The sequence below is a fragment of the Sphingomonas lycopersici genome (genome assembly GCF_026130605.1).
GTDB lineage: Bacteria > Pseudomonadota > Alphaproteobacteria > Sphingomonadales > Sphingomonadaceae > Sphingomonas > Sphingomonas lycopersici.
The window spans coordinates 92,615-113,506 of sequence record NZ_JANFAU010000012.1 but is presented as its reverse complement, the minus strand read 5'-3'; the positions used below and the strand labels follow the sequence as shown (position 1 = coordinate 113,506).

26 protein-coding genes are annotated in these 20,892 nt (G+C 67.5%); 12 read left to right on the top strand and 14 right to left on the bottom strand.

Annotated elements, in window-relative coordinates; genetic code table 11:
* The first annotated feature begins 42 nt into the window (after window positions 1-42).
* The 8 genes from NED98_RS19075 to NED98_RS19040 all read left to right on the top strand — a co-directional run bounded on the left by NED98_RS19075 (window position 43) and on the right by NED98_RS19040 (window position 7,420).
* A complete protein-coding gene (locus NED98_RS19075; protein ID WP_265314066.1) occupies window positions 43-1,428 on the top strand; it encodes a glutamate ligase domain-containing protein in 1,386 nt (461 codons plus the stop codon).
* Between the two features lie 193 nt (window positions 1,429-1,621).
* Complete coding sequence (locus NED98_RS19070) at window positions 1,622-2,326, top strand: alpha/beta hydrolase (protein WP_179513236.1); 705 nt, start codon at window positions 1,622-1,624, stop codon at window positions 2,324-2,326.
* A complete protein-coding gene (locus tag NED98_RS19065) occupies window positions 2,323-3,048 on the top strand; it encodes a tetratricopeptide repeat protein (RefSeq protein WP_265314065.1) in 726 nt (241 codons plus the stop codon). Before NED98_RS19070 ends, NED98_RS19065 begins: the two co-directional genes overlap by 4 nt.
* Window positions 3,045-3,497: a VOC family protein gene (locus NED98_RS19060; protein WP_179513234.1), complete on the top strand. Its 453-nt coding sequence runs from the start codon at window positions 3,045-3,047 to the stop codon at window positions 3,495-3,497. Before NED98_RS19065 ends, NED98_RS19060 begins: the two co-directional genes overlap by 4 nt.
* A 273-nt stretch (window positions 3,498-3,770) precedes the next feature.
* The gene (locus NED98_RS19055) at window positions 3,771-4,826 is read left to right on the top strand and encodes an NAD(P)H-dependent flavin oxidoreductase (RefSeq protein ID WP_265314064.1); all 1,056 of its coding nucleotides are present in this window, start codon (window positions 3,771-3,773) and stop codon (window positions 4,824-4,826) included.
* Window positions 4,823-5,557, top strand: coding sequence for a hydroxyacylglutathione hydrolase (gene gloB / locus NED98_RS19050; protein WP_179513232.1), 735 nt, complete (start codon window positions 4,823-4,825; stop codon window positions 5,555-5,557). The genes NED98_RS19055 and gloB overlap by 4 nt, the downstream gene beginning before the upstream one ends.
* Before the next feature lie 42 nt (window positions 5,558-5,599).
* On the top strand, window positions 5,600-6,010 hold the full coding sequence (locus tag NED98_RS19045; RefSeq protein WP_265270174.1) for a hypothetical protein: 411 nt from the start codon (window positions 5,600-5,602) through the stop codon (window positions 6,008-6,010).
* Between the two features lie 78 nt (window positions 6,011-6,088).
* A complete protein-coding gene (locus tag NED98_RS19040; RefSeq protein WP_432423346.1) occupies window positions 6,089-7,420 on the top strand; it encodes a cystathionine gamma-synthase family protein in 1,332 nt (443 codons plus the stop codon).
* A gap of 135 nt (window positions 7,421-7,555) precedes the next feature.
* Here the strand turns inward: NED98_RS19040 and NED98_RS19035 are convergent, their stop codons facing one another.
* Entirely contained in the window at window positions 7,556-8,284 is a 729-nt protein-coding gene (locus tag NED98_RS19035; RefSeq protein WP_265270177.1) for a class I SAM-dependent methyltransferase, read from the bottom strand.
* The gene (locus NED98_RS19030) at window positions 8,284-8,733 is read right to left on the bottom strand and encodes a GtrA family protein (RefSeq protein WP_265270179.1); all 450 of its coding nucleotides are present in this window, start codon (window positions 8,731-8,733) and stop codon (window positions 8,284-8,286) included. The genes NED98_RS19035 and NED98_RS19030 overlap by 1 nt, the downstream gene beginning before the upstream one ends.
* A 92-nt stretch (window positions 8,734-8,825) precedes the next feature.
* Here NED98_RS19030 and NED98_RS19025 point away from each other — a divergent pair, with 92 nt between their 5' ends.
* Complete coding sequence (locus tag NED98_RS19025; protein WP_265314062.1) at window positions 8,826-10,607, top strand: AcrB/AcrD/AcrF family protein; 1,782 nt, start codon at window positions 8,826-8,828, stop codon at window positions 10,605-10,607.
* Between the two features lie 131 nt (window positions 10,608-10,738).
* On the opposite strand, the gene NED98_RS19020 is transcribed toward NED98_RS19025, so the two are convergent.
* From NED98_RS19020 to NED98_RS18980, 9 genes are all read right to left on the bottom strand, one after another.
* Window positions 10,739-11,356: a MarC family protein gene (locus NED98_RS19020; protein ID WP_179513229.1), complete on the bottom strand. Its 618-nt coding sequence runs from the start codon at window positions 11,354-11,356 to the stop codon at window positions 10,739-10,741.
* Window positions 11,356-12,219 (bottom strand): bifunctional methylenetetrahydrofolate dehydrogenase/methenyltetrahydrofolate cyclohydrolase FolD, encoded by an 864-nt coding sequence (gene folD / locus NED98_RS19015; RefSeq protein WP_265314061.1) that lies wholly within the window; start codon window positions 12,217-12,219, stop codon window positions 11,356-11,358. The genes NED98_RS19020 and folD overlap by 1 nt, the downstream gene beginning before the upstream one ends.
* Window positions 12,216-12,518 carry a DUF167 family protein gene (locus NED98_RS19010; protein WP_265270185.1) on the bottom strand — a complete coding sequence of 101 codons (303 nt, stop codon included), beginning with the start codon at window positions 12,516-12,518 and terminating at the stop codon, window positions 12,216-12,218. Before NED98_RS19010 ends, folD begins: the two co-directional genes overlap by 4 nt.
* A gap of 52 nt (window positions 12,519-12,570) precedes the next feature.
* The gene (locus tag NED98_RS19005) at window positions 12,571-12,876 is read right to left on the bottom strand and encodes a YggT family protein (protein ID WP_432423345.1); all 306 of its coding nucleotides are present in this window, start codon (window positions 12,874-12,876) and stop codon (window positions 12,571-12,573) included.
* 156 nt (window positions 12,877-13,032) lie between these two features.
* Window positions 13,033-13,650: a PEPxxWA-CTERM sorting domain-containing protein gene (locus NED98_RS19000; RefSeq protein WP_265314060.1), complete on the bottom strand. Its 618-nt coding sequence runs from the start codon at window positions 13,648-13,650 to the stop codon at window positions 13,033-13,035.
* Window positions 13,651-13,902: 252 nt separating this feature from the next.
* Window positions 13,903-14,532 (bottom strand): PEPxxWA-CTERM sorting domain-containing protein, encoded by a 630-nt coding sequence (locus NED98_RS18995; RefSeq protein ID WP_265314059.1) that lies wholly within the window; start codon window positions 14,530-14,532, stop codon window positions 13,903-13,905.
* A 242-nt stretch (window positions 14,533-14,774) separates the two neighbouring features.
* Window positions 14,775-15,374 carry a PEPxxWA-CTERM sorting domain-containing protein gene (locus tag NED98_RS18990; RefSeq protein ID WP_265270189.1) on the bottom strand — a complete coding sequence of 200 codons (600 nt, stop codon included), beginning with the start codon at window positions 15,372-15,374 and terminating at the stop codon, window positions 14,775-14,777.
* 162 nt (window positions 15,375-15,536) lie between these two features.
* Complete coding sequence (gene argB, locus NED98_RS18985; RefSeq protein ID WP_179513225.1) at window positions 15,537-16,439, bottom strand: acetylglutamate kinase; 903 nt, start codon at window positions 16,437-16,439, stop codon at window positions 15,537-15,539.
* Between the two features lie 56 nt (window positions 16,440-16,495).
* Window positions 16,496-17,140: a queuosine precursor transporter gene (locus NED98_RS18980; protein ID WP_265314058.1), complete on the bottom strand. Its 645-nt coding sequence runs from the start codon at window positions 17,138-17,140 to the stop codon at window positions 16,496-16,498.
* Between the two features lie 163 nt (window positions 17,141-17,303).
* Between NED98_RS18980 and NED98_RS23210 the strand changes: the two genes are divergently transcribed.
* Together NED98_RS23210 and NED98_RS18970 are read left to right on the top strand one after the other, a co-directional pair.
* The gene (locus NED98_RS23210; RefSeq protein ID WP_349293276.1) at window positions 17,304-18,020 is read left to right on the top strand and encodes a DNA/RNA non-specific endonuclease; all 717 of its coding nucleotides are present in this window, start codon (window positions 17,304-17,306) and stop codon (window positions 18,018-18,020) included.
* Window positions 18,010-18,432, top strand: coding sequence for a hypothetical protein (locus NED98_RS18970; RefSeq protein WP_265314057.1), 423 nt, complete (start codon window positions 18,010-18,012; stop codon window positions 18,430-18,432). Before NED98_RS23210 ends, NED98_RS18970 begins: the two co-directional genes overlap by 11 nt.
* Window positions 18,433-18,435: 3 nt before the next feature.
* Here NED98_RS18970 and NED98_RS18965 read toward each other — a convergent pair whose 3' ends face one another.
* Genes NED98_RS18965 through NED98_RS18955 form a run of 3 tightly spaced genes read right to left on the bottom strand, consistent with a single transcriptional unit; the run spans window position 18,436 to window position 20,610 of the window.
* On the bottom strand, window positions 18,436-18,891 hold the full coding sequence (locus NED98_RS18965) for a GNAT family N-acetyltransferase (RefSeq protein ID WP_265314055.1): 456 nt from the start codon (window positions 18,889-18,891) through the stop codon (window positions 18,436-18,438).
* Between the two features lie 4 nt (window positions 18,892-18,895).
* Window positions 18,896-20,005 carry a M14 family metallopeptidase gene (locus NED98_RS18960; protein WP_265314054.1) on the bottom strand — a complete coding sequence of 370 codons (1,110 nt, stop codon included), beginning with the start codon at window positions 20,003-20,005 and terminating at the stop codon, window positions 18,896-18,898.
* Window positions 20,002-20,610 carry a hypothetical protein gene (locus NED98_RS18955; protein WP_265270197.1) on the bottom strand — a complete coding sequence of 203 codons (609 nt, stop codon included), beginning with the start codon at window positions 20,608-20,610 and terminating at the stop codon, window positions 20,002-20,004. The genes NED98_RS18960 and NED98_RS18955 overlap by 4 nt, the downstream gene beginning before the upstream one ends.
* Window positions 20,611-20,742: 132 nt before the next feature.
* Between NED98_RS18955 and ykgO the strand changes: the two genes are divergently transcribed.
* A complete protein-coding gene (gene ykgO, locus NED98_RS18950; RefSeq protein WP_003046794.1) occupies window positions 20,743-20,868 on the top strand; it encodes a type B 50S ribosomal protein L36 in 126 nt (41 codons plus the stop codon).
* The last annotated feature ends 24 nt before the right edge of the window (window positions 20,869-20,892 follow it).

Sequence of the window (20,892 nt, the reverse complement as noted above, 5' to 3'; positions counted from 1 at the left end):
ATGGGCCCCGGCACAAGCCCGGGGTGACGGGATGGATTACAGATGACCGCCAACCAACGTTACTTCCTCGTCGGGATCGGCGGATCGGGGATGATGCCGCTGGCGATGATCCTCGCCGGGCGCGGCGCCAGCGTCGCGGGATCGGATCGCTCGCTCGATCAGGGGCGCGTGCCGGCCAAGTTCGACGCGCTCAGGGCATTGGGGGTCACGCTCCACCCGCAGGACGGATCGGGGATCACCGCGCCCGACCAGATCGTCGTCGCGTCGGCGGCGGTGGAGGAGACGGTCGCCGATCTCGTCACCGCGACGCGGCTCGGCTGCCCGCGCCTCACCCGCGCCGAGCTCAACGCGCGGCTGTTCAACGCCAGCGCGCTGCCGATCGGGGTCGCGGGCACATCGGGCAAGTCGACCGTGACCGGGATGATCGCCGCGATCCTCCATGCGGCGGGCGGCGACCCGACGGTGATGAACGGCGCGGTGATGAAGGATTTCGCCAGCGCCGACCGCCCCTTCGCCAGCGCGCTCGTCGGCCGGGGCGACGCTTACGTCAGCGAGGTCGACGAAAGCGACGGGTCGATCGCGCTTTATGCCCCGCGGATCGCGGTGCTCAATAATGTGAGCCTCGATCACAAGTCGCTCGAGGAATTGAACCGCTTGTTCGCCGCGTTCATCGGCAAGGCGGCGCATGCGATCGTCAATATCGACAATCCCGATGCCGCGGCGCTCGCGCTCGCCTTGCCGCGCGACCGCGTGACGCGCTTCGCGATCGACCGCGCCGCCGATCTGCAGGCGACCGACGTGGTCGAGGAGCCGTTCGCGGCAAGCTTCTCGCTCGGCGGCACGCGCGTCCGCCTCGCGGTGCCGGGGCGGCATAATGTGGCGAACGCGCTCGCGGCGATCGGGGCGGCGCTCGCGGCGGGCATCCCGCTCGACCAGGCGATCGCGGGGATCGAGCGTTTCACCGGGTTGAAGCGCCGGTTCGATCTGGTCGGCAGCGCCGGCGGCGTCGCGGTGATCGACGATTTCGGGCACAATCCCGACAAGATCGCCGCCACGCTCGATACGCTCCACGCCTTTCCCGGGCGCCTGCTGTTGCTGTTCCAGCCGCACGGCTATGGCCCGCTCAAGGTGATGCGGCGCGAGCTGATCGCGATGTTCGCCGCCAAGCTGGCGCCGGGCGACCGGCTGGTGATGCCCGATCCGGTCTATCAGGGCGGGACGGTGACGCGCGAGGTGACCAGCGCCGATATCGTCGGCGATATCGCGATCGCGGGCGGCGACGCGCGGCACATCCCCGATCGCGATGCCGCCGCCGCCGCGCTGGTGGCGGAAGCCGCGCCGGGCGACCGCATCGTCGTGATGGGGGCGCGTGACGATACCTTGCCCTTGCTCGCGCAGCGGATGGTGGAGATGCTGGGCGCGCGCTGAATACGCGCTCGGTACAGCCTCTTCTCCGTCATCCCCGCGAAGGCGGGGATCCATTCACGGAGGTCATCGAAGGAGCCGCTACGGCGGCGGCAATGGTTTCCCGCCTTCGCGGGAATGACCGAAGGGTTGCGGCGGCGCGGAACCGCATGTCGCGCCGTTGTCCTATACGGCTTCGACGCCTAAATCCCCCGACATGCGTCCCCGTCTCGCCTTCCATCACACCGCGGGCACCGGCCCGACGATCGTCTTCCTCCCCGGCTATGCCTCCGACATGGAGGGCACCAAGGCGATCGCGCTCGAACAATGGGCCAAGGCGCAAGGCCGCGGCTATCTCCGCTTTGATTACGGCGGATGCGGCGCGAGCGAGGGCAGGTTCGAGGAACAGAGCTTCGCCGACTGGCGCGACGACGCGCTGGCGATGATCGATCAGGTCGCCGAAGGGCCGGTGGTGCTGGTCGGCTCGTCGATGGGCGGGTGGATCATGCTGTCGGCGGCGATCCAGCGGCCCGACCGCGTCGTCGCCTGCGTCGGCATCGCCCCCGCGCCCGATTTCACCGACTGGGGCTTTTCCACCGAGGAGAAGATGCGGCTCTTGCAGGAAGGGCGGATCGAGCGCGCCAACCCCTACGGCCCGCAACCGACCGTCTACACCAGCCGCTTCTGGCAATCGGGCGAGGCCAACCGGCTGATGTTCGGCGAGATCGCGATCGATTGCCCGGTGCGCTTCGTCCAGGGGCAGCGCGATCCCGACGTGCCGTGGCACCGCGCCGGGCGGCTCGCCGAGCTGATCCGTTCAGCCGATGTGCAGACCTGGCTGATCAAGGACGGCGACCACCGCCTGTCGCGCGACTCGGACATCGCGCTGATCGTCCGCGCGGTGGAGGATGTGTTGCGATGATCGCGCTGATCGCCCTGCTGCTCGCCGCCGAGGATCCCGCCGCGCATTGCGTGACGCTGACCCGCGGCGACCCGGCGGAAGCCGAGCGGATCGCCGAGCGCTGGTCGCTCGCCGGGGGCGGATCGAAGGCCAAACAATGCCTCGGGCTCGCGCTGACCGCGCAGTCGCGCTACGCCGACGCGGCGGCCGCGTTCGAGGCGGCGGCGCATCTCGCCGAGACCGAGAAGGACGCGCAGGCGGCGACCTATTGGGCGGAGGCGGGCAATGCGCGGCTCGCCGCCAATGATCCGATCAAGGCGCGCGCCGCGCTCGATGCCGCGCTGGCGCCGGGGGCGCTGACCGGGCTGCCGCTCGGCGAGGTGCATCTCGATCGCGCGCGCGCATTGGTCGCGACGGGGGACATGACGGGCGCGCGCGCCGATCTCGACGCGGCGACCCACGACGCGGCGGACGATCCGCTCGCCTGGCTGCTCTCCGCGACGCTGGCGCGGCGGATGAACGATCTGCCACGTGCCAAAAGCGATATCGCCGAGGCGTTGAAGCGCGCCTCGGACGACGCGCAGGTCCAGCTCGAAGCGGGCAATATCGCCGCGCTGGCGGGCGATGCGGCCGGCGCGAGGACCGCCTGGACCAATGCGCAACGGCTCGCGCCGAGCGCGCCGGCGGGGATTGCCGCCGGACAGGCATTGGCGCAATTCGATACCCCCACGGGAGCGAAATGATGAAATATCTCCACACGATGATCCGCGTCGCCGACCCGGACAAGACGATCGCCTTCTTCGAATTGCTCGGGCTGAAGGAAGTGCGGCGAATGGAGAGTGAGGCGGGGCGCTTCACCCTGATCTTCCTCGCCGCGCCCGAGGATATCGCCGCCAACGGCGAACGCGCGCGGGCCGAAGTCGAGCTGACTTACAATTGGCCGACCGAGGGCAAGGAACCGGAAATTTATACCGGCGGGCGCAACTTCGGCCATCTCGCCTATCGCGTCGACGATATCTACGCGACGTGCCAGCGGATCCAGGACGCGGGGCATATCATCCACCGCCCCCCGCGTGACGGGCATATGGCGTTCGTCAAATCGCCCGACGGCATCTCGGTCGAGCTGTTGCAGGACGGCGTGCTGCCGCCGCAGGAGCCGTGGGCGTCGATGCCCAATAGCGGGACGTGGTGAGAGTCGGTCCGGCAATTTCCCTTAGCGGCATATCGGCCGGCAGCGGGCCGCTCGCTATTCCTCCCCTGAAAGGGGAGGGGAACCAGCCGCAGGCTGGTGGAGGGGTGGACGCCGCAGGCGATGCCGCTCGAGGGGTATCGGCCCTACGCAACACCGCGCGGGGGGTATCAGCCGCAGGCGATGCCGCCCGCGGCTTCTACCCCTCCACCGTTGCTTCGCAACGGTCCCCCTCCCCCTCCGGGGGAGGAATGGTGAAACCGGCTGGTAATGGCCTTGAGTAAGCCCGACTTCTTCGCCGCGCTCGGCGCGCGCTATCCGGTGATCCAGGCGCCGATGGCCGGGTTCGGCGACGCGGCGCTTGCGATCGCGGCGATCCGCGGCGGCGGGGTGGGGTCGCTCGCCGGGGCGATGTTCGCCCCCGAGCGGTTGCTGAGCGAGGTGGCGACGGTGCGCGCCTCGGTCTCCGGCCCGCTCAACCTCAATTTCTTCTGCCACCACCCGCCGCAGGACGCCGACGACAGCGCGTGGCGCGCGTTGCTCGCGCCGCTCTATGCCGCCGAGGGGATCGAGCCGTCGGGCGACGCGCCCCCTGCGCGCCGGCCGTTCGATGCCGAGGCGGCGCATGTCGTCGAGGAAACCCGCCCCGAGATCGTCAGCTTCCACTTCGGCCTCCCCAGCCCCGATCTGCTCGCCCGCGTCCGCGCGACCGGCGCGCGCGTCATCGCCAGCGCGACCAATGTGGCGGAGGCGCGGCATCTGGCGACGGCCGGATGCGCCGCGATCATCGCGCAGGGGTTCGAGGCCGGCGGACATGCCGGGCATTTCCTCCACGGCCATCGCCCGGTCGGCACCTTCGCGCTGGTGCCGCAGATCGCCGATGCGGTCGACGTGCCGGTGATCGCGGCGGGCGGGATCGCCGATGCGCGCGGCGCCGCCGCCGCGATCATGCTCGGGGCGACCGGGGTGCAGGTGGGAAGCGCCTATCTGCCGACCGAGGAGAGCCTCGCCAGCGCCGTCCACCGCGCCGCATTGGGCGGGCCGGGGGCGGAGGACAGCGTGTTCACCAATCTGTTCTCCGGCGGGCTCGCGCGCGGCATCCGCAACCGGCTGATCGAGACCCTGGGCGCGGTCAACCCCGGCGCCCCGCCCTTCCCGACCGCCAGCGCCGCGCTCGCACCCTTGCGCAAACATGCCGAGAGCGCGGGGCGCGGCGATTATTCGCCGCTGTGGGCGGGGCAGGCCGCCCCGCTGTCCCACCAGCGCCACGCCGCCGCGCTGACCGAATTGCTCGGCGGCGCCGCGCTCGCCGCCCGAAGGAGCCTCGCATGACCAACTTCGACGTGATCCGCGTCCCCGTGCTCAACGACAATTACAGCTGGCTGGTGCACGATGCCGACAGCGGCGAGACGATGGTCGTCGACCCCGGCGAGGCGCAGCCGGTGCTCGATGCCGCCGCCGCGCGCGGCTGGACGATCGCGCAGGTGTGGAACACCCATTGGCACCCCGATCATGTCGGCGGCAATGACGCGATCGTCGCGGCGACCGGCGCCACGGTGATCGGCCCCGAGGCGGAGCGCGCCAAGATCGGCAAGCTCGACCGCGGCGTCGGCGAGGGCGATGTGGTGACGCTCGGCGCGCATCGCGCGACGGTGCTCGCGGTGCCGGGGCATACAGCGGGGCATATCGCCTTCCATTTCGCCGACGACGATGCGGTGTTCACCGGCGACACCTTGTTCGCGATGGGTTGCGGCCGATTGTTCGAGGGCGATGCGGCGCAGATGCTGACCAACATGCGCCGCTTCGCCGCGATGCCGCCCGAGACGCGGGTCTATTGCGGGCACGAATATACCCAGGCCAACGGCCGCTTCGCGCTGGTCGCCGAGCCCGGCAATGACGCGATCGTTGCGCGGATGGCCGAGGTCGACGCCGCGCGTGCGGCGGGCGAGGCGACCGTCCCGACGACGATCGCGCTCGAACGCGACACCAACCCGTTCCTGCGCGCGCCCGACGCCGAAACGCTCGCCGCGCGGCGGCGCGCGAAGGATGAATTTCGCGGCTGACCGTCCTATATTGTCGCCGCGGGGCATGAAGGAGTGTTGGTGATGCGTATGGTCCTTATTCCGCTGGCCGCCGCGGCGCTGGGCGCCGGTGCGGTCGCTATCGCGTCGTCGCCGTCGCAGGCCGATCGCGCGGCGAGCAACGAGGCCGCGTTCCAGAAGGAAGTCAGCGGCTTGACCCCGGGCAAGCCGGTCGACTGCCTCGATACGCGGTTCAACAACGCCTCGCTCAAGGCGATCGGGCCGCGGCTCATCTATCGCGTCAGCCCCAAGCTCGCCTATGTCAACGACACCGGCGGCGGATGCGAGGCGGTGGCGCGCGGCGATGCGTTGATCACCCGGCAATATAGCAGCCGGCTGTGCCGCGGCGACATCGCGCGGACGCGCGACATGACGACGCGGATCGATAGCGGCAGTTGCGTGATGGGCAGTTTCGTCCCCTATCGCGGCAGCTGAAATTCCGGCACGATATCCGCATGTAACAGGTCGCGCGCCGGATGATCCCGGCGCGCCGCCATGCGCTCGGAGATCATGATGACCAAAAGCAACGACCCCGGCCACGACGCGGTGGACGGGCGCACGGACCCACGCGTCGCGCCGCGCCCCGAGGTCGACCGGATCGGGGGTCGCAAGCTCAAGCCCGCGACGCTGATGATGGGGCACGGCTATGATCCGGCGCTGTCCGAAGGCGCGCTGAAGCCGCCGATCTTCCTCACCTCGACCTTCGTCTTCCCCAGCGCCGCGGCGGGCAAGCGCCATTTCGAGGGCGTCACCGGCAAGCGCCCCGGGGGCGCCGAAGGGCTGGTCTATTCGCGCTTCAACGGCCCCAATCAGGAGATATTAGAGGATCGCCTCGCGGTGTGGGAGGAAGCCGAGGACGCGCTGGCCTTCTCCTCGGGCATGTCGGCGATCGCCACTTTGTTCCTGTCGATGGTCAAGCCGGGCGACACGATCGTCCATTCGGGGCCGCTCTATGCCGCGACCGAGACGCTGATCGCGCGCATCCTCGGCCGGTTCGGGGTACATTGGCTCGATTTCCCGGCCGGGGCGACCCGCGCCGAGATCGACACCGTGCTGGGCAAGGCAGCATCGGGCAATGTCGCGCTGATCTATCTCGAAAGCCCCGCCAACCCGACCAATGCGCTGGTCGATGTCGAGGCGGTGGCGGCGAGCCGCGATGCGATCTTCGCCAATCACGCCGCCAAGCCACCGATCGCGATCGACAATACCTTCCTCGGGCCTTTGTGGCACAAGCCGCTCAAGCAAGGCGCGGATATCGTGGTCTATTCGCTGACCAAATATGCCGGCGGGCATAGCGATCTGGTCGCCGGCGGGGTGCTCGGGCGCAAGGAGCACATCGATACGATCCGGCTGATGCGCAACACGATCGGGACGATCTGCGACCCCAATACCGCGTGGATGCTGCTGCGCTCGCTCGAGACGCTCGAACTCAGGATGAGCCGCGCGGGCGAGAATGCCGCCAAGGTCTGCGCCTTCCTCGCCGAGCATCCCAAGGTCGAGCGCGTCGGCTATCTCGGCTTTCTCGAAGGCGGCAAGGACGAACGGCAGGCGGATATCTATCGCCGGCATTGCACCGGCGCGGGATCGACCTTCTCGCTCTACCTCAAGGGCGGCGAGGCGGAGGCGTTCCGCTTCCTCGACGCGCTGCGTATCGCCAAGCTCGCGGTGAGCCTCGGCGGCACCGAGACGCTCGCCAGCCACCCGGCGGGGATGACCCATTTGTCGGTGCCCGACGCGCGCAAACAGGCGCTGGGGATCACCGACAATCTGGTGCGCATCTCGATCGGGGTGGAGGATGCCGACGATCTGATCGCCGATTTCGCGCAGGCGCTCGACGCGATCTGAGCGGGTGCCTGCACTGTTACCCCGGTCTCACGACCGGGGTGACCCGTGACCCGTTCGCCCTGAGCTTGGCGAAGGGCTGCACTTTCTTCGTCGGCAGAAAAGGGCAGGGCTTCGACAGGCTCAGCCCGAACGAGGTTAGGCGGGCTCGGCGAAGCACAGGATCGACACCCCCGGCGGCATCGGGACGCGGCCGACGAGGTGGCGTTCGATGCGGAAGATCGTCTCGAACAAGCGGTTGACCGGCGCCGGCGGCGGGCTGTCGTCGCTGTCGTCGCGCCCGGTGAGCCGCCCGGCGACGCGCGCACCGGCGGCGAGCGGAAACAGCAGCGAATTGAAATAGCCGAGCTTGCGCGGGCGCAGCCCGGCGGCGGCGATCGCCTGTGCCAGCGTCGTCTTGGAATAGCGGCGGTGGTGGTGGTTCACCACGTCGTGCGCGCTCCACATCCATTGGTGTGCGGGCACGGTGATCAGGATTCGCCCGCCCGGCGCGAGCCGCTCGCGCATCGCGCGCAATGCCGCCACGTCATCCTCGATATGCTCGACCACGTCGAGCACCGCGATCAGATCGTAATGCGCCCTGGGCACGTCGGCGAGCGCGGGCAGCGGCGTGGCGCCAACCGGCTTGCCGAGTCGCTGGCTGGCGATGGCGCGCGCCGCGGGATCGATCTCGATCGCGTCGACCGCGCCGAAGCTGGCGAGCATCGGCAGATTGTGCCCGGTGCCGCAGCCGATCTCGAGGATCTTCGCGTCCCTGGGCAAATGCCCTTCGCGGGTGATGAAATCGGCGAGGATGTCGCGGCGCGCGCGATACCACCAATGCGTGCTGTCATGCTCCGCCATGCGGTCATAAACGCGGCGGTCCATCAGGCGAACACCCACAAACGATTGATGACGAAGGTGATGAGCGGGGTGAAGAACACCGCCGGCACCAGCGGCCACCACGTCGGGCCGTGCATCGGCCCGGTCAGCAGCCACACGAAGAAGGTGTTCATGCCGAGGCTCACCAGCGAGGTGGCGAAGAAACGCCCGCCGGTCCGCGCGAGATTGCCGCGCGTGCCGTGGCCGCGGAAGCTCCACCGGCTGTGCATGACATAGCCCGACAGCACCGCCGCGACATAGCCGAGCAGATTGGCCGCCACCGGCCAGGTCGCGCTGTTGGCGAGCGGCCATTCCTTCTGCCCATAAGTGGCGATCGGCCAATAGACCGCGGCGTAGATCAGCGTCGACAGCCCGCCGAAGAAGCCGAAGCGGACCAGCTGCCAGAAAATCTCGCGCGTCTCGGGTGATCGGATATGCTTCAGAACCGCTTCCACGCCTTGCCCTTTGCGCCGGCCGCGATACAGCGGCGAACCGGCAATTACCGGCCCCGCCGTCTAGTGGCGTCGGCCGATTGAGGAAAGTCCCCTTGATAAAGCGCGACGTCCCGTCGTCTCTCGCCCAGCTCGACCGGCATTGGCTGCGGCTGACGCTGCTCGCCTGGCTGGTCATCACGATCTGGTTCGTCGCGCAGCGCTGGTCGGCGATCCACTGGCTGTCGCTGGGCGACACCGACGACAATATGCGGCTGATGCAGGTCCGCGCATTGCTCGCCGGGCAGGGCTGGTACGATCTGCGCAACTACCGGCTCGATCCGCCGGTGGGCTTCAACATCCACTGGACGCGGCTTGTCGACCTGCCGATTGCCGGGCTGATCCTGCTGTTGCGGCCGTTCGTCGGCAATGCCGAGGCGGAGCGGCTGGCGTGCGGCATCGCGCCGCTGCTGCCGCTGTCGCTCGCGCTGGTCGGGCTGGCGGCGACGGTGCGGCGGCTGGTCGCGCCGCTGGCGTGGCCGCTGGCGATCGTGTTCATGCTGTGCTCGACCGTCGCGCTGCTGATGTTCATGCCCGAACGGATCGATCATCACGGCTGGCAGCTCGCGATGCTGAGCCTGACGGTCGCCGGGCTGTGCGACCCCAAGGGCGCGCGCGGCGGCGCGATCGTCGGCGTGGCCAGCGCGGTATCGCTGACGATCGGGCTCGAAATGCTGCCCTATGCGGTGATGGCCGGGGCGATCATCACGCTGCGCTGGGTGTGGCAGCCGGAGGCGCGCGACCGGCTCGCGACTTATGCGCTGACGCTCGCGGGCGGGTCCGCGGCGGGCTATGCCGCCTTCGCCTCTTACGCCAATCGCGTCGCGCGGTGCGACGCGCTGACCCCGGTGTGGCTCTCGGTGATGGTCGCCGCGGGCGCGATGCTGCTCGTGCTGGCGTTGGTCTCGCCGCAGCGGCGCGAGCTGCGTCTGGTGCTCGCGCTCGTCGCGGGCGGGGCGATCGCCGCCGGCTTCGCTTTGGTCTTCCCGCAATGCCTCGGCCGGCCCGAGCAGGTGTCGGACGAATTGTATCGCAACTGGCTGGGCAATATCCGCGAGGCCAAGCCGATCTACAAACACGCTTTCCGCACCGGTTTTCCGGTCGCCGCGCTGCCGGTGATGGGGCTGATCGGCGCGGGGCTGGCGACGTGGCGCGCGCGCCGCACCGCGGCGCTGGTCAATTGGGCGAGCGTGCTGCTGTTCGCTGCCTTCGCGGTCGCGATGCTGTTGTGGCAGATCCGCGCGGGGCCGGCGGCGCAATTGCTCGCGGTGCCCGGCGTTTCCGCGCTCGCCTGGCTGCTGCTGCCGCCGATGCTCACCCACCGGTCGATCTTCGTGCGGGTGCTCGGCCCGGCGCTCGGCTTCGTGCTGATCTCGGGGCTGTTCGCCGGGCTGGCGCTGCAATGGACGTCGATCGACAAGCCCACGCCCTATATCAACCGCGTCAACAAGGCGAACGGGCGCTGCGTGACGATGCCCGCAATGGCGCCGCTCAACCGCCTGCCGGCGCAGACCGTATTCACGTTCGTCGATCTCGGCCCGCGGCTGATCACGCTGACGCATCATTCGGCGATCGCCGGCCCCTATCATCGCAACGGCGACGCGATCCTCGATGTCCAGCACGCCTTCACCGGCTCGCCCGAGCAGGCGCGCGCGATCATGAAGCGGCACGGCGCGACCTTGCTGCTGCTGTGTCCGAACATGGCCGAATCGACGATCTATCGCGCGCGCGCGCCGGGCGGCTTCTACGCGCGGCTGGCCAATGGCGAACGCTTCCCGTGGCTGGTATCGGTGCCGCTGCCGGCGGACCTGCCGCTGCGCGCGTTCCGGATCGAATAGGGGCGCGGAGGTTCTCTCCCACCCGTTCGCCCTGAGCTTGTCGAAGGGCTGCCCTTCTTCCTTGGAAGAGAAGGGCAGGGCTTCGACAGGCTCAGCCCGAACGGGGAGAGGGAATCGCGCTAACGCCGCCCTCAGTGAAACTGCGCCTGCAGCCCGTCGATCACGAATTGCACCGCCAGCGCGGCGAGCAGCACCCCGAGCAGCCGCGTCACCACCGCCTCGATCTTCGGCCCGAGCACCCGCATCAGGCTCCCCGCGGCGAGCAGGGCGATCAGCGCGATCAGCAGATTGAGCCACATCGCCGCGAGCACGATCAGGCTGCGCTCGAGGCCGTCGCTCCGCGCCATCAGCAGCATCACCGAGGCGATCGAGCCCGGGCCGGCGATCATCGGCATCGCCATCGGGAAGATCGACACGTCCTCCGCCTCGGCCGGGGTGACCTTCGCGGCGCGGTCCTCGCGGCGCTGGGTGCGCTTTTCGAACACCATCTCCAGCGCGATGAGGAACAGCATTACCCCGCCCGCGATGCGGAAGCTCGCCAGCTCGATCCCGAGCCCGTGGAGCAGTTTCTCGCCGAACAGCGCGAACACCGTGAGGATCAGCGCCGCGACGCCGACCGCGCGGACCGCCATCGCGCGGCGATGCTCGGGCGTCGCCCCCGCGGTGAGCCCGGCGAAGATCGGCGCGCATCCCGGCGGATCGATCACCACGAAGAAGGTGACGAACGCCGAGAGGAACAGCTCGGTCATCAGATGGCGTAGGCCACGCCGAGCCGGCGGCTCGCCGACACCAGGGTGTTGCGCAACAGGCAGGCGATCGTCATCGGCCCGACCCCGCCCGGCACCGGGGTCATCGCGCCGGCGACCTCGGCGCAGGCCGGGTCGATATCGCCGACCAGCCCCGCATCGGTGCGGTTGATCCCGACGTCGATCAGCGTGGCGCCGGGCTTGACCCAATCGGGCTTGACCATCGCGGGGCGCCCCACCGCCGCGACGACGATATCGGCGCGGCGTACGACATCGGGCAGATCATGGGTGCGCGAATGCGCCACCGTGACGGTGCAGCTTTCGCGGATCAGCAATTGCGCCATCGGCTTGCCGACGATGTTCGAGCGGCCGATCACCACCGCGTCGCGCCCGGCGAGATCGCCGAGCTGATCCTTGAGCAACATCAGGCAGCCGTATGGGGTGCAGGGCACGAAGCCTTCGAGCCCGGTCGCCAAGCGCCCGGCGTTGACCGGGTGGAAACCGTCGACGTCCTTTTCGGGGTCGATGCTGGTGATCACCGCGCGTTCGTCGATATGCTTGGGCAAGGGCAATTGAACGAGGATACCGTCGACCGCCGGATCGGCGTTGAGCTGCGCGACCAAAGCGAGCAGCTCGGCCTCGCCGGTGCTGGCGGGCAGGCGATGCTCGAAGCTCTCCATCCCCGCCGCAACGGTCGCCTTGCCCTTCGAGCGGACATAGACCGACGATGCCGGATCGTCGCCGACCAGCACCACCGCCAGCCCGGGCCTGCGCCCGGCCTCCGCGAATATCCGTGCCGCGCCTTCCGCCACGCGGGCGCGCAGCCCGGCGGCGAATGCTTTTCCGTCGATCATCGTTGCCGTCATAGCGCCTCGCCATAAAGCGCGCGGGCGCGTTCGGCCAGCGCCCGCGTGTCCCCCGTGATCGCCAGCCGCTTGAGCCGCGCGGTTTCGCCGCCGGTCACCGTCACGTCGCGCTTCGCCACGCCAAAGGTCTTGGCGACCAACGCGATCAGCGCCGCATTGGCCGCGCCGTCGACCGGCGCGGCGGCGATGCGCGCCGCGAAATGCTCGTCCGTCCCGGCGGTCAACGCGTCGCGCCCGCCGCGCGGGGTGACGCGGATCGCGAGCGCGATGCCGCTATCGGTCTCGCGCCAGGCGCTCACAGCCGCTTGGCGCGCGCCGCCACGCCCTCCCCCGTCATTCCCGATCGGCGGCTCAGGCGCCGCCCAACACGATGCTGGCGGCGATATTGTTGAGGATGATGCGCAGGATCGCGATCGCCAGCAGCACCAGCGCCGGCGACAGATCGAGCCCGCCGAGATTGGGCAGGATGCGCCGGATCGGGCGGTAGAGCGGCTCGGTCAGCCGGTCGAAGCCATAAGCCAGGGTGCGGACGAAGTTCGACTGCATGTTGATCACGTTGAACGCGATCAGCAGCGACAGGACGAACTGGATCACGATCACCCACCAGGTGACATCGAGCAACACTTGCAGGATCTGGATGATGGTGAGCGTCAGCACGCGGCCCTCTTTACTTGTTGCGTTGCACCCCGACGCCTACCGCCCGGCGGAACAACTGTCGATGGGCAGCCGATATGGGGCGGCGTTCGCGCAAAGGAAAGGAGCCGCCGGCGCCACCGCCGACGACGGCTCTGTTGCAAGGCCAATGCGCCGCGATCAGGCCAACGCGCGCGCCGCGCGGCGGCGGTGGCGCATCGCGCCGGCGATCGCGCCGAAGCCGAAGATCATCATCGCCCAGGTCGACGGTTCGGGCACTGCGGCGGCGAGATTGTCGAACTCGAACGAATTGCCCGTCGAGGCAAAGGTCGCGCCGATGATCTTCGGCCCGCCGCTGGCGTTGAACGTGACAAGCCCGTTTCGCAGCGCATCGTTCGCGCCGCTGATCGTCGCTAACTTTCCGATGATCTCGCCACCCGTATAGGTGACATTGCTATTGTCGGACAGCAACAGCGTCAGCGTGTTGTAGCTGTCGACTGACCCGATGACGAACGAGAACAAGGTCGCCGGGGCGAAATCGACCGAATAGCTGCCCCCGGCGCGCAACGCAGCGAAATTGCCGGTGCTGCCGTAGAGCGGGCGCCTGCCCTTGGTGCTGAACGCGAACGCCTCGGTTCCGATCGAGGAATTCGGCGCGTAGCCGTCGAAATTCTCAATGATCGTCGCGCCCGCTGGCATCTCGCCCGAGCCCCCGACGAAAGTAACCGTCGGCGCCGCGAAAGCCGCCGGGGCGGCGAGCGCCAGCACGGCGGCGCTCAACATTGCGATCGTCTTCATCATGCGCTCCTTGAACCCCCGCACGAATACTTAATCTCCGATTTATTTAAGCGCGGGGCGGGGCGGGAGACCAATCAACTGTTGTAAATTCTTCGCCCTGTTTTGGGACGTTAACGGTAATCGCCGACCGAAATCGGGATTGCTTTTCCCGTCCCGACGGATCGGCGCGCGATAGCCGTCGCGCTGCCCTCACAAAAAAGCCGCCGACGCTGAGAGCGGCGGCTAAATCTTTTTTTGGCGGTCGTGCCGCGATCAGGCGAAGACGCGTGCGCCACGCCGGCGGTGGCGCATCGCGCCGCCAATCGCGCCGAAGCCGAAGATCATCATCGCCCAGGTCGACGGTTCGGGCACTGCGGCGGCGAGATTGTCGATTTCGAACGAGCTCTTTCCCGACATGAAGGTCGCCCCGACGATCTGCGGCCCGCCATTGGCATTATAGGTCACCACGCCGTTGCTCGTGGCGCTGGTGCGGTTGCCGCTCGCATAGGACAGCCCGCCGATGATCTCGCCCCCGGCATAGCTGACGCTGCTGCCGTCGGCCAGGAGCAGGTTCAGCGAGTTATAACTATCCAGCGATCCCAGCACGAAAGAGAACAGATTCGTCGGGCCGAAATTCACCGTATAACTGCCGTTGGCGCGTATCGCCGCGAAATTCCCGGTGCTGCCGAAAGCGGGACGCGCATTATTGGTGCCGGTCGGGTTGACGAACTGGGTATTGGTATCCGCCCACGAACCCGACGCATAACCCTCAAAATCCTGGAAAACCGTCGTTCCCGGCGCGGCCGTGCCCGTGCCGCCGGCAAAGCTGATCGTCGGCGCCGCATCCGCCGCCACCGACATGGCGGCCAGCGCAGCGGCCCCGAGCATTGCAATCGTCCTCATCACCCGACTCCTTGCGCAATCACGAAAGCCTAATCGGGTCTTCACTAGGTGATATGCAGCGGCGGAGGCCAATCAACTCTTGTAAAAATTCCTGACCCATTTTCGGACGTTAGAGATGATTGCGGCGTATAATCGCGCTTGCTTTCTCTTACCCGCGCCCGACTGGCGACGCCGTCGGACAAAACAAAGGAGCCGCCGGCGCGACCGCCGGCGGCTCCCCCGTTCTTACAATCGCGCCCCGATCAGGCGCGGACAGTCGCGCGCCGACGGTAGCGAACCGCCCCGCCAATCGCGCCGAAGCCGAGGATCATCAGCGCCCAGGTGGCCGGTTCGGGCACGCCGCCGCGCGCGAGATTGTCGATCTCGAACGAATTGCTCCGCGTGCTGAAGGTCGCGCCGACGATCAGCGGGCCGCCATTGGCGTTGTAGGTCACCACGCCGTTGCTCAGCGGGCTGTGCTGATCGCCGCTGATATACGGCAGGCCGCCGATGATCTGGTTGCCGAGATAGGTGACCGAGCTGTTATCGGCGAACAGCAGCGTCAGCTTGTTGAAGCTGTCGAGCGACCCGAGCACGAAGGAGAGGATGTTGGTCGCGGCGAAATTCACCGTATAGGTGCCGCCCCCGACGACCGACGCGAAATTGCCCGTGCTGCCAAAAGCCGGGCGGACCCCGAGGCTGCTGTTGGCATCGAAGGCATAGGTCTTGGTGCCGAGCAGCGTGCCCGGCGCATAGCTGTCGAAATTCTGGAAAACGGTCGTGCCCGCCGCCGTGGTGCCCGAACCGCCGTCAAAGTGAATCGTCGGCGCCGCATAGGCCGCCGGCGCCATGACCGCCAACACGGCGGCCCCCGTTAAAGCAATTATTCTCATCGTCTGCTCCCATTGCGCAAAGCTACGAGCTGGGACCTGATTCCGACTCGGCGGGGCAGCGTTTACCTTCTTTTTACGATTCCTAATTGGACGTTAACGACAATCGCACCCCAAAACAGGACGCGTTTCGAGTCACTTGCGACGAATCAACGTCCCCGCGCCGCGCCGCGTGAAGATTTCGAGCAACATGCCGTGCGGCACCCGCCCGTCGAGCACCACCGCGGCATCGACCCCGGCCTCGACCGCAGCGACGCAGGTTTCGAGCTTGGGGATCATCCCGCCCGAGATCGTCCCGTCGGCGCGCAGCCCGGCGATATCCGTCGGGGTGAGATCGGTCATCAGCTCGCCCTGCTTGTCGAGCACCCCCGCGACATCGGTGAGCAGGAAGAAGCGCGAGGCGCCGAGCGCGGCGGCGATCGCGCCGGCCATCGTATCGGCGTTGATATTATAGGTATGCCCGTCGGCGCCCGCGGCGATCGGCGCGATCACCGGGATGATCCCGTCCCTGACCAGCGAATCGATCAGCCGCCGGTCGACCGCCACCGGCTCGCCGACGAAGCCCAGATCGACGTTGCGCTCGATCCCCTGGAGCGGATCGGGCTGGGTGCGGCCGACCTTTTCCGCGCGGACCAGCCCGGCGTCCTTGCCCGAAATGCCGACCGCGCGGCCGCCGGCGTGGCTGATCCAGCTGACGATTTCCTTGTTGATCGATCCGGCGAGCACCATTTCGGCGACCTGCGCGGTTTCCGCATCGGTGACGCGCAGCCCGTCGACGAAGCGCGATTCGACCCCGAGCCGCTTGAGCATCGATCCGATCTGCGGCCCGCCGCCGTGGACCACCACCGGGTTGATCCCGACCGCCTTGAGCAGCACGACATCCTCGGCGAAATCGCGCTGCGCCTCGGGATCGCCCATCGCGTGCCCGCCATATTTCACGACGAAGGTCTTGCCGGCATAGCGCTGGAGATAGGGCAGCGCCTCGACCAGGGTTTCGGCCTTGGCGAGCAGATCGGGCGTGGGCGTGTGATCGGTCATGCGCGCGCGCTTAGGGTTCAAAGCCGATCAGGGCAACGCGCGATTGACTCCGCGCATCAGGCAACGGGCGCGCCGTCCAGCCTGCGCCCCAGCGCGACGAACAGATAGATCAGCCACGGCACGAGGATCACCGACAGCGTGACCTTGGCGAGCATCTGCCCGACGAGCAGCGCGCCGATCGGGAACACCCCCCAGAAAGCGATCGTGACGAACAGCAAGGTATCGACCACCTGGCTCAGCACGCTGGCGATTCCCGCGCGGAGCCACAAGAGGCGCCCGCCCTCGCCCTTCTTGAGCCAGGCGAAGATCGTGACGTTGAGCGTCTGCGAGGTGCCGTAGGCGACGATCCCGCCGAGCCAGATGCGCGGGGTGCCGGTCATCATCGTCTCGAACGCGGAGAGCCGCGCCGGCTCCATTTCCGGCGAGGCCGGCACCGCGAGCACGACGAGGGTGAGCAGCAGCGAAACGATCAGCGGCACGAAACCGATCCGCACCAGCCGGTTGGCGACGTCGCGCCCGTGCAGTTCGGCCACCGCGCTGGAGGTGACGACGAGCAGCAGGAAGGCGAAGATCCCCGCCTCCACTGCGAGCGGCCCGAGCGCGACCTGCTTGTTGCCGAGCACGCCCGCGATGCAGACCATGCCGCCGTAGAAGATCGAGAAGGCGAAAAGCGAAAGCGGGATGCCGCGGGAATTGCTCATCTTTGCCTGCTAGCAGAGCGAAAGCCGCGGAAAAAGGCGCGTTGGACACGACCAGAACAATTGACTTGTTGGAGAATGTTCTCCAAATGTTCTCGCCGCTCGAAGCAGCGGGGGCATAGATGATCGACAATATCGAGAGCGAGCGCCGGCGCGCCTTTGTGGTGTGGATGCGGACCGGGAGGTGGCCGGTTGCGCGCGGCGCAGACGGCAGGGAGGTCAAGTTCAATCCGTGGCACGACCCACGGACCGGACGCTTCACCTTTGCCGGGACTGGAAATTTTTTCGCACAGCGCTGGGACGGTGGCGGATTTACCGGCGGCGGGGCGGCGGCTTCGGCGGTGGCGGCGCTAGCGGGGATTGGGGACTTCCGGAAAAGCGGAAACAAGATGGGCGCGCGACCCGGGCGCGAGCGGGCACGCCGAGAGCGGTTATCACCAAGCCCGTCAACCGCGTTACGATCGTGCGCAATGGATATGCTTACCAACTCGACCCCAATGCGAAGGTGCGAGAGGTTTCAGGCGAGGTCGACATGGCGAAAAAACCGAGCCGCTCACGCTCGGCGCAAGCCCGTGCCGGTGGCGCCGACCGGCGGCCGACCGATGATGGTGGGCATTATGTCGGCGCACGCTTCAACGGCCCGACCGACGCGTTCAATCACTTTGCGCAGGACGCGAAAGTGAACCGCGGCCGTTATCGCGCGATGGAAGATCAATGGGCACGTGCGAAGGCCGAAGGGAAAAGGGTCTGGTTTAGGATCGTCCCGGTTTATGAGGGAGAATCACAGCGCCCATCCCTGATCAACGCGTGGTTCACAATCAATGACCGGGAGCACAGCATCCAGATCCCGAACGAAAGCGGAAAGAAAAGCGATGCAAAATAATGAAACCGAGCGCCTTCTCGCCGAGATCGGAAGCCTCCTTGCTGAGGATACCGAATATCCTCTCCACGCCACCCTATTGTACGCGCAACTCGATCGCGAGTACGTCGCTCCGTCGATTTATAAGAACCTTGGCGATCAGATTCTCTATCGATCACCTGACCTGAACAGCCTCGGCAGCGTGTTGTACGATCTTTGGGAGGCTCAGGATTCCGATCTGCGCTGGGCCGAGATCGAGTACCTTATCGAAAAGGGCAAATTTACCGCAAAATTCAACTATCCTGATGAAATGAGCGAGGAAGATTTGTATGATTTCGATCGACGCGAGCTTATCGTCCGCCAATATTTTGGCGACAAGCCAATCGTCTACCCTCCGATGCCCGACGATGATGCCACGCCGACCTACGAACTATGATCGCTACAATTCCAGCGTCATGAACCGATTGTGCGGGCTCGCGGGATAACCCCCGTAAGCCGCGCAATCGACGAACCCCGCCGCCTCGTACATCCGGTTCGCGGCGTCGAACATCGGCGCCGTCCCCGTTTCGAGGCTGACCCGCGTATAGCCGCGCGACCGCGCCAGCGCGATGAGGTGCGCGAGCATCGCCCGCCCCACCCCGCGGCGCAGATGCGCCGGCGCGGTGCGCATCGATTTGAGGTCGCCGTGTCCCGCATCGAGCGCGCGCAACGCGCCGATACCGAGCAATGCCTCCCCCTCCCACATCGCCCAGAAGCTGATGTCGGGGCGATCGAGCGCCGCCGCGCCCAGCGCATGCGCATTGTCCGCCGGGGTCGAGCCGCGCGCTTCGGCGAGGTGCAGTTCGATCAGCGCGCGGACCCGCGCATCGCCCAGCCCGCCCTCGCGCAGCTCCATCGCGTCAGATCCCGTCGATCATGCCGGCCAGCGTCTCGAGGCACGAGACGGCAAGGCCGCGCGACCGTTCCGGGCTCCAGCCGAACACCGGGTCGGCATTCACCGCATGATCCTTGAACGGCATTTCCAGCGTCACCGATACCGCGCCGAAGCGCTCGGCGAGCTGGTTGGTCGACATCGACAGATTGGCCTTGCCGGGCGCCGATTTCTCATAGCCCTTCTCGGTCTGGAAATCGGGAGTGGCGGCGGCGAGCCGGCGGCCGAATTCGTAGAATTTCTCGCCGTGCGCGTCGGTCCATGACGGGATGCCCTCGAACCCGGCGATGAAATTGGCGGCGATCGCCTCGTCGCCGTGGACGTCGATCGCGAAATCGACCCCGGTTTCGTCCATCGCCTTGAGGACGCACAATACCTCGGGGCTGCGCTCGGCGGTCGGGGCATGCCATTCGCGGTTGAGGTTCACCCCCGCGGCATTGGTGCGCAGATGCCCGCGGCGGGTGCCGTCCGGGTTCATGTTGGGGACGACATGGACGGTCGCCTTGGCGAGCAGATCGCGCGCGGCATCGCTGGTCAGCCAATCGAGCGCGCCGTCCATCCACCATTCGGCCATCGATTCGCCGGGATGCTGGCGGGCATAGAGCCACACCTGCCTGGCGCCGCTGCCGACGCGGAAATAATCGATCGGCTGGCCGTCGAGGCTGAGGCCGAGTTCGCGATGGACGACCCCCGGCCTGGCCGCGATACGCGCGATCAGATCGGCGTGCATCTCCATCGTATAGGGCGCGAAATAGGCGAACCAGGCGACCTGCGCGTCGCCGGTCCAGTCGAATTCGAGCGCGCCATGCGCGTAACGCGTCGGGATCATCCGCCATTGGCGGCGATCGGTCGAGACGCGCGCCTGATAACCCGGCCAGCCGAACGGGTAGGCCGAGCCCGCGGCATTGACGATGCGGAAGGTCACCTGCCGTCCGGCCAGCCCCGCGACGCGGAAATAGAACCATTGATAGAAATCGGACAGGTGATCGTTGACGATCTCCAGATCGATACGATCGCCGTCCTGCCCGATGACGCGGATATTGCCGCCGTCGAAGGCGGAATTGATGCTGAGGGTCATTTCACCTCGATAGTCCGCCCGCTCTCGCCGGGGAACCCCGTGAACAGCGCATGTGCGAGCCGCGCCGAGATCGCCTGGACGTCGGCATTGGGGGCGCTGGTGTCGGTCAGCGACTGCGCCTGCCCTTCCCACACCGCGTCGGCGCCGTGGCGGATGCGCACCGACAGCTCGGTGACGATCCCGACGCGCTCGCCCCCGCCGCCGACCGGGAAGCTCACCCCGCCGCCGAGCCCGACCCCGCCGCCGCGCCCGCCGCTGAACGATCCGCCGCCGATTCCGATCGTGAACGGAGAACGCTTGGGCGGCAGCGGACGCTCGGCGCGGGTGAAGGCGACGGTGGCGAGATACTCACCGCGCGTCCCGGGCGGCGGGCTGGTGAAGCCCTGGCGGAGCAATTCGGCCTCCACCGCCGCGGCATAGGTCTTATATTCGATGCTCGCGACGGTGCCGCCGGGGAGCGGCTCGACGGTGATCGTGCCGCGCGTCGCCATCGCATCATAATGATAGCGCGATACCTGCACCGGGAAGCTGGTCGGCGCGGTCGCGCACCCCGCCAGCCCGGCGGCGCCGAGCCCCACCACCATCGCGACGACCATCTTACGCATGCCCGAATCCTTCGTATCGGCCAAAAGCCCTGTTATCGGCCTCGTCTCGCGCGCTCCGGCTTGACTTGCAAGGCCCTCGGCACTAGGCGGCCACGCTTTCACGAGAACCTATTTTCAAGAAGCGAATCCACCATGAAGATCCGCAATAGCCTGAAGTCGCTCAAGGACCGGCATCGCGATAACCGCGTGATCCGTCGCCGCGGCCGTACCTACGTCATCAACAAGACGAATCGCCGCTTCAAGGCGCGTCAGGGCTGATCCAGCCCTGATTGCCGGTCGACG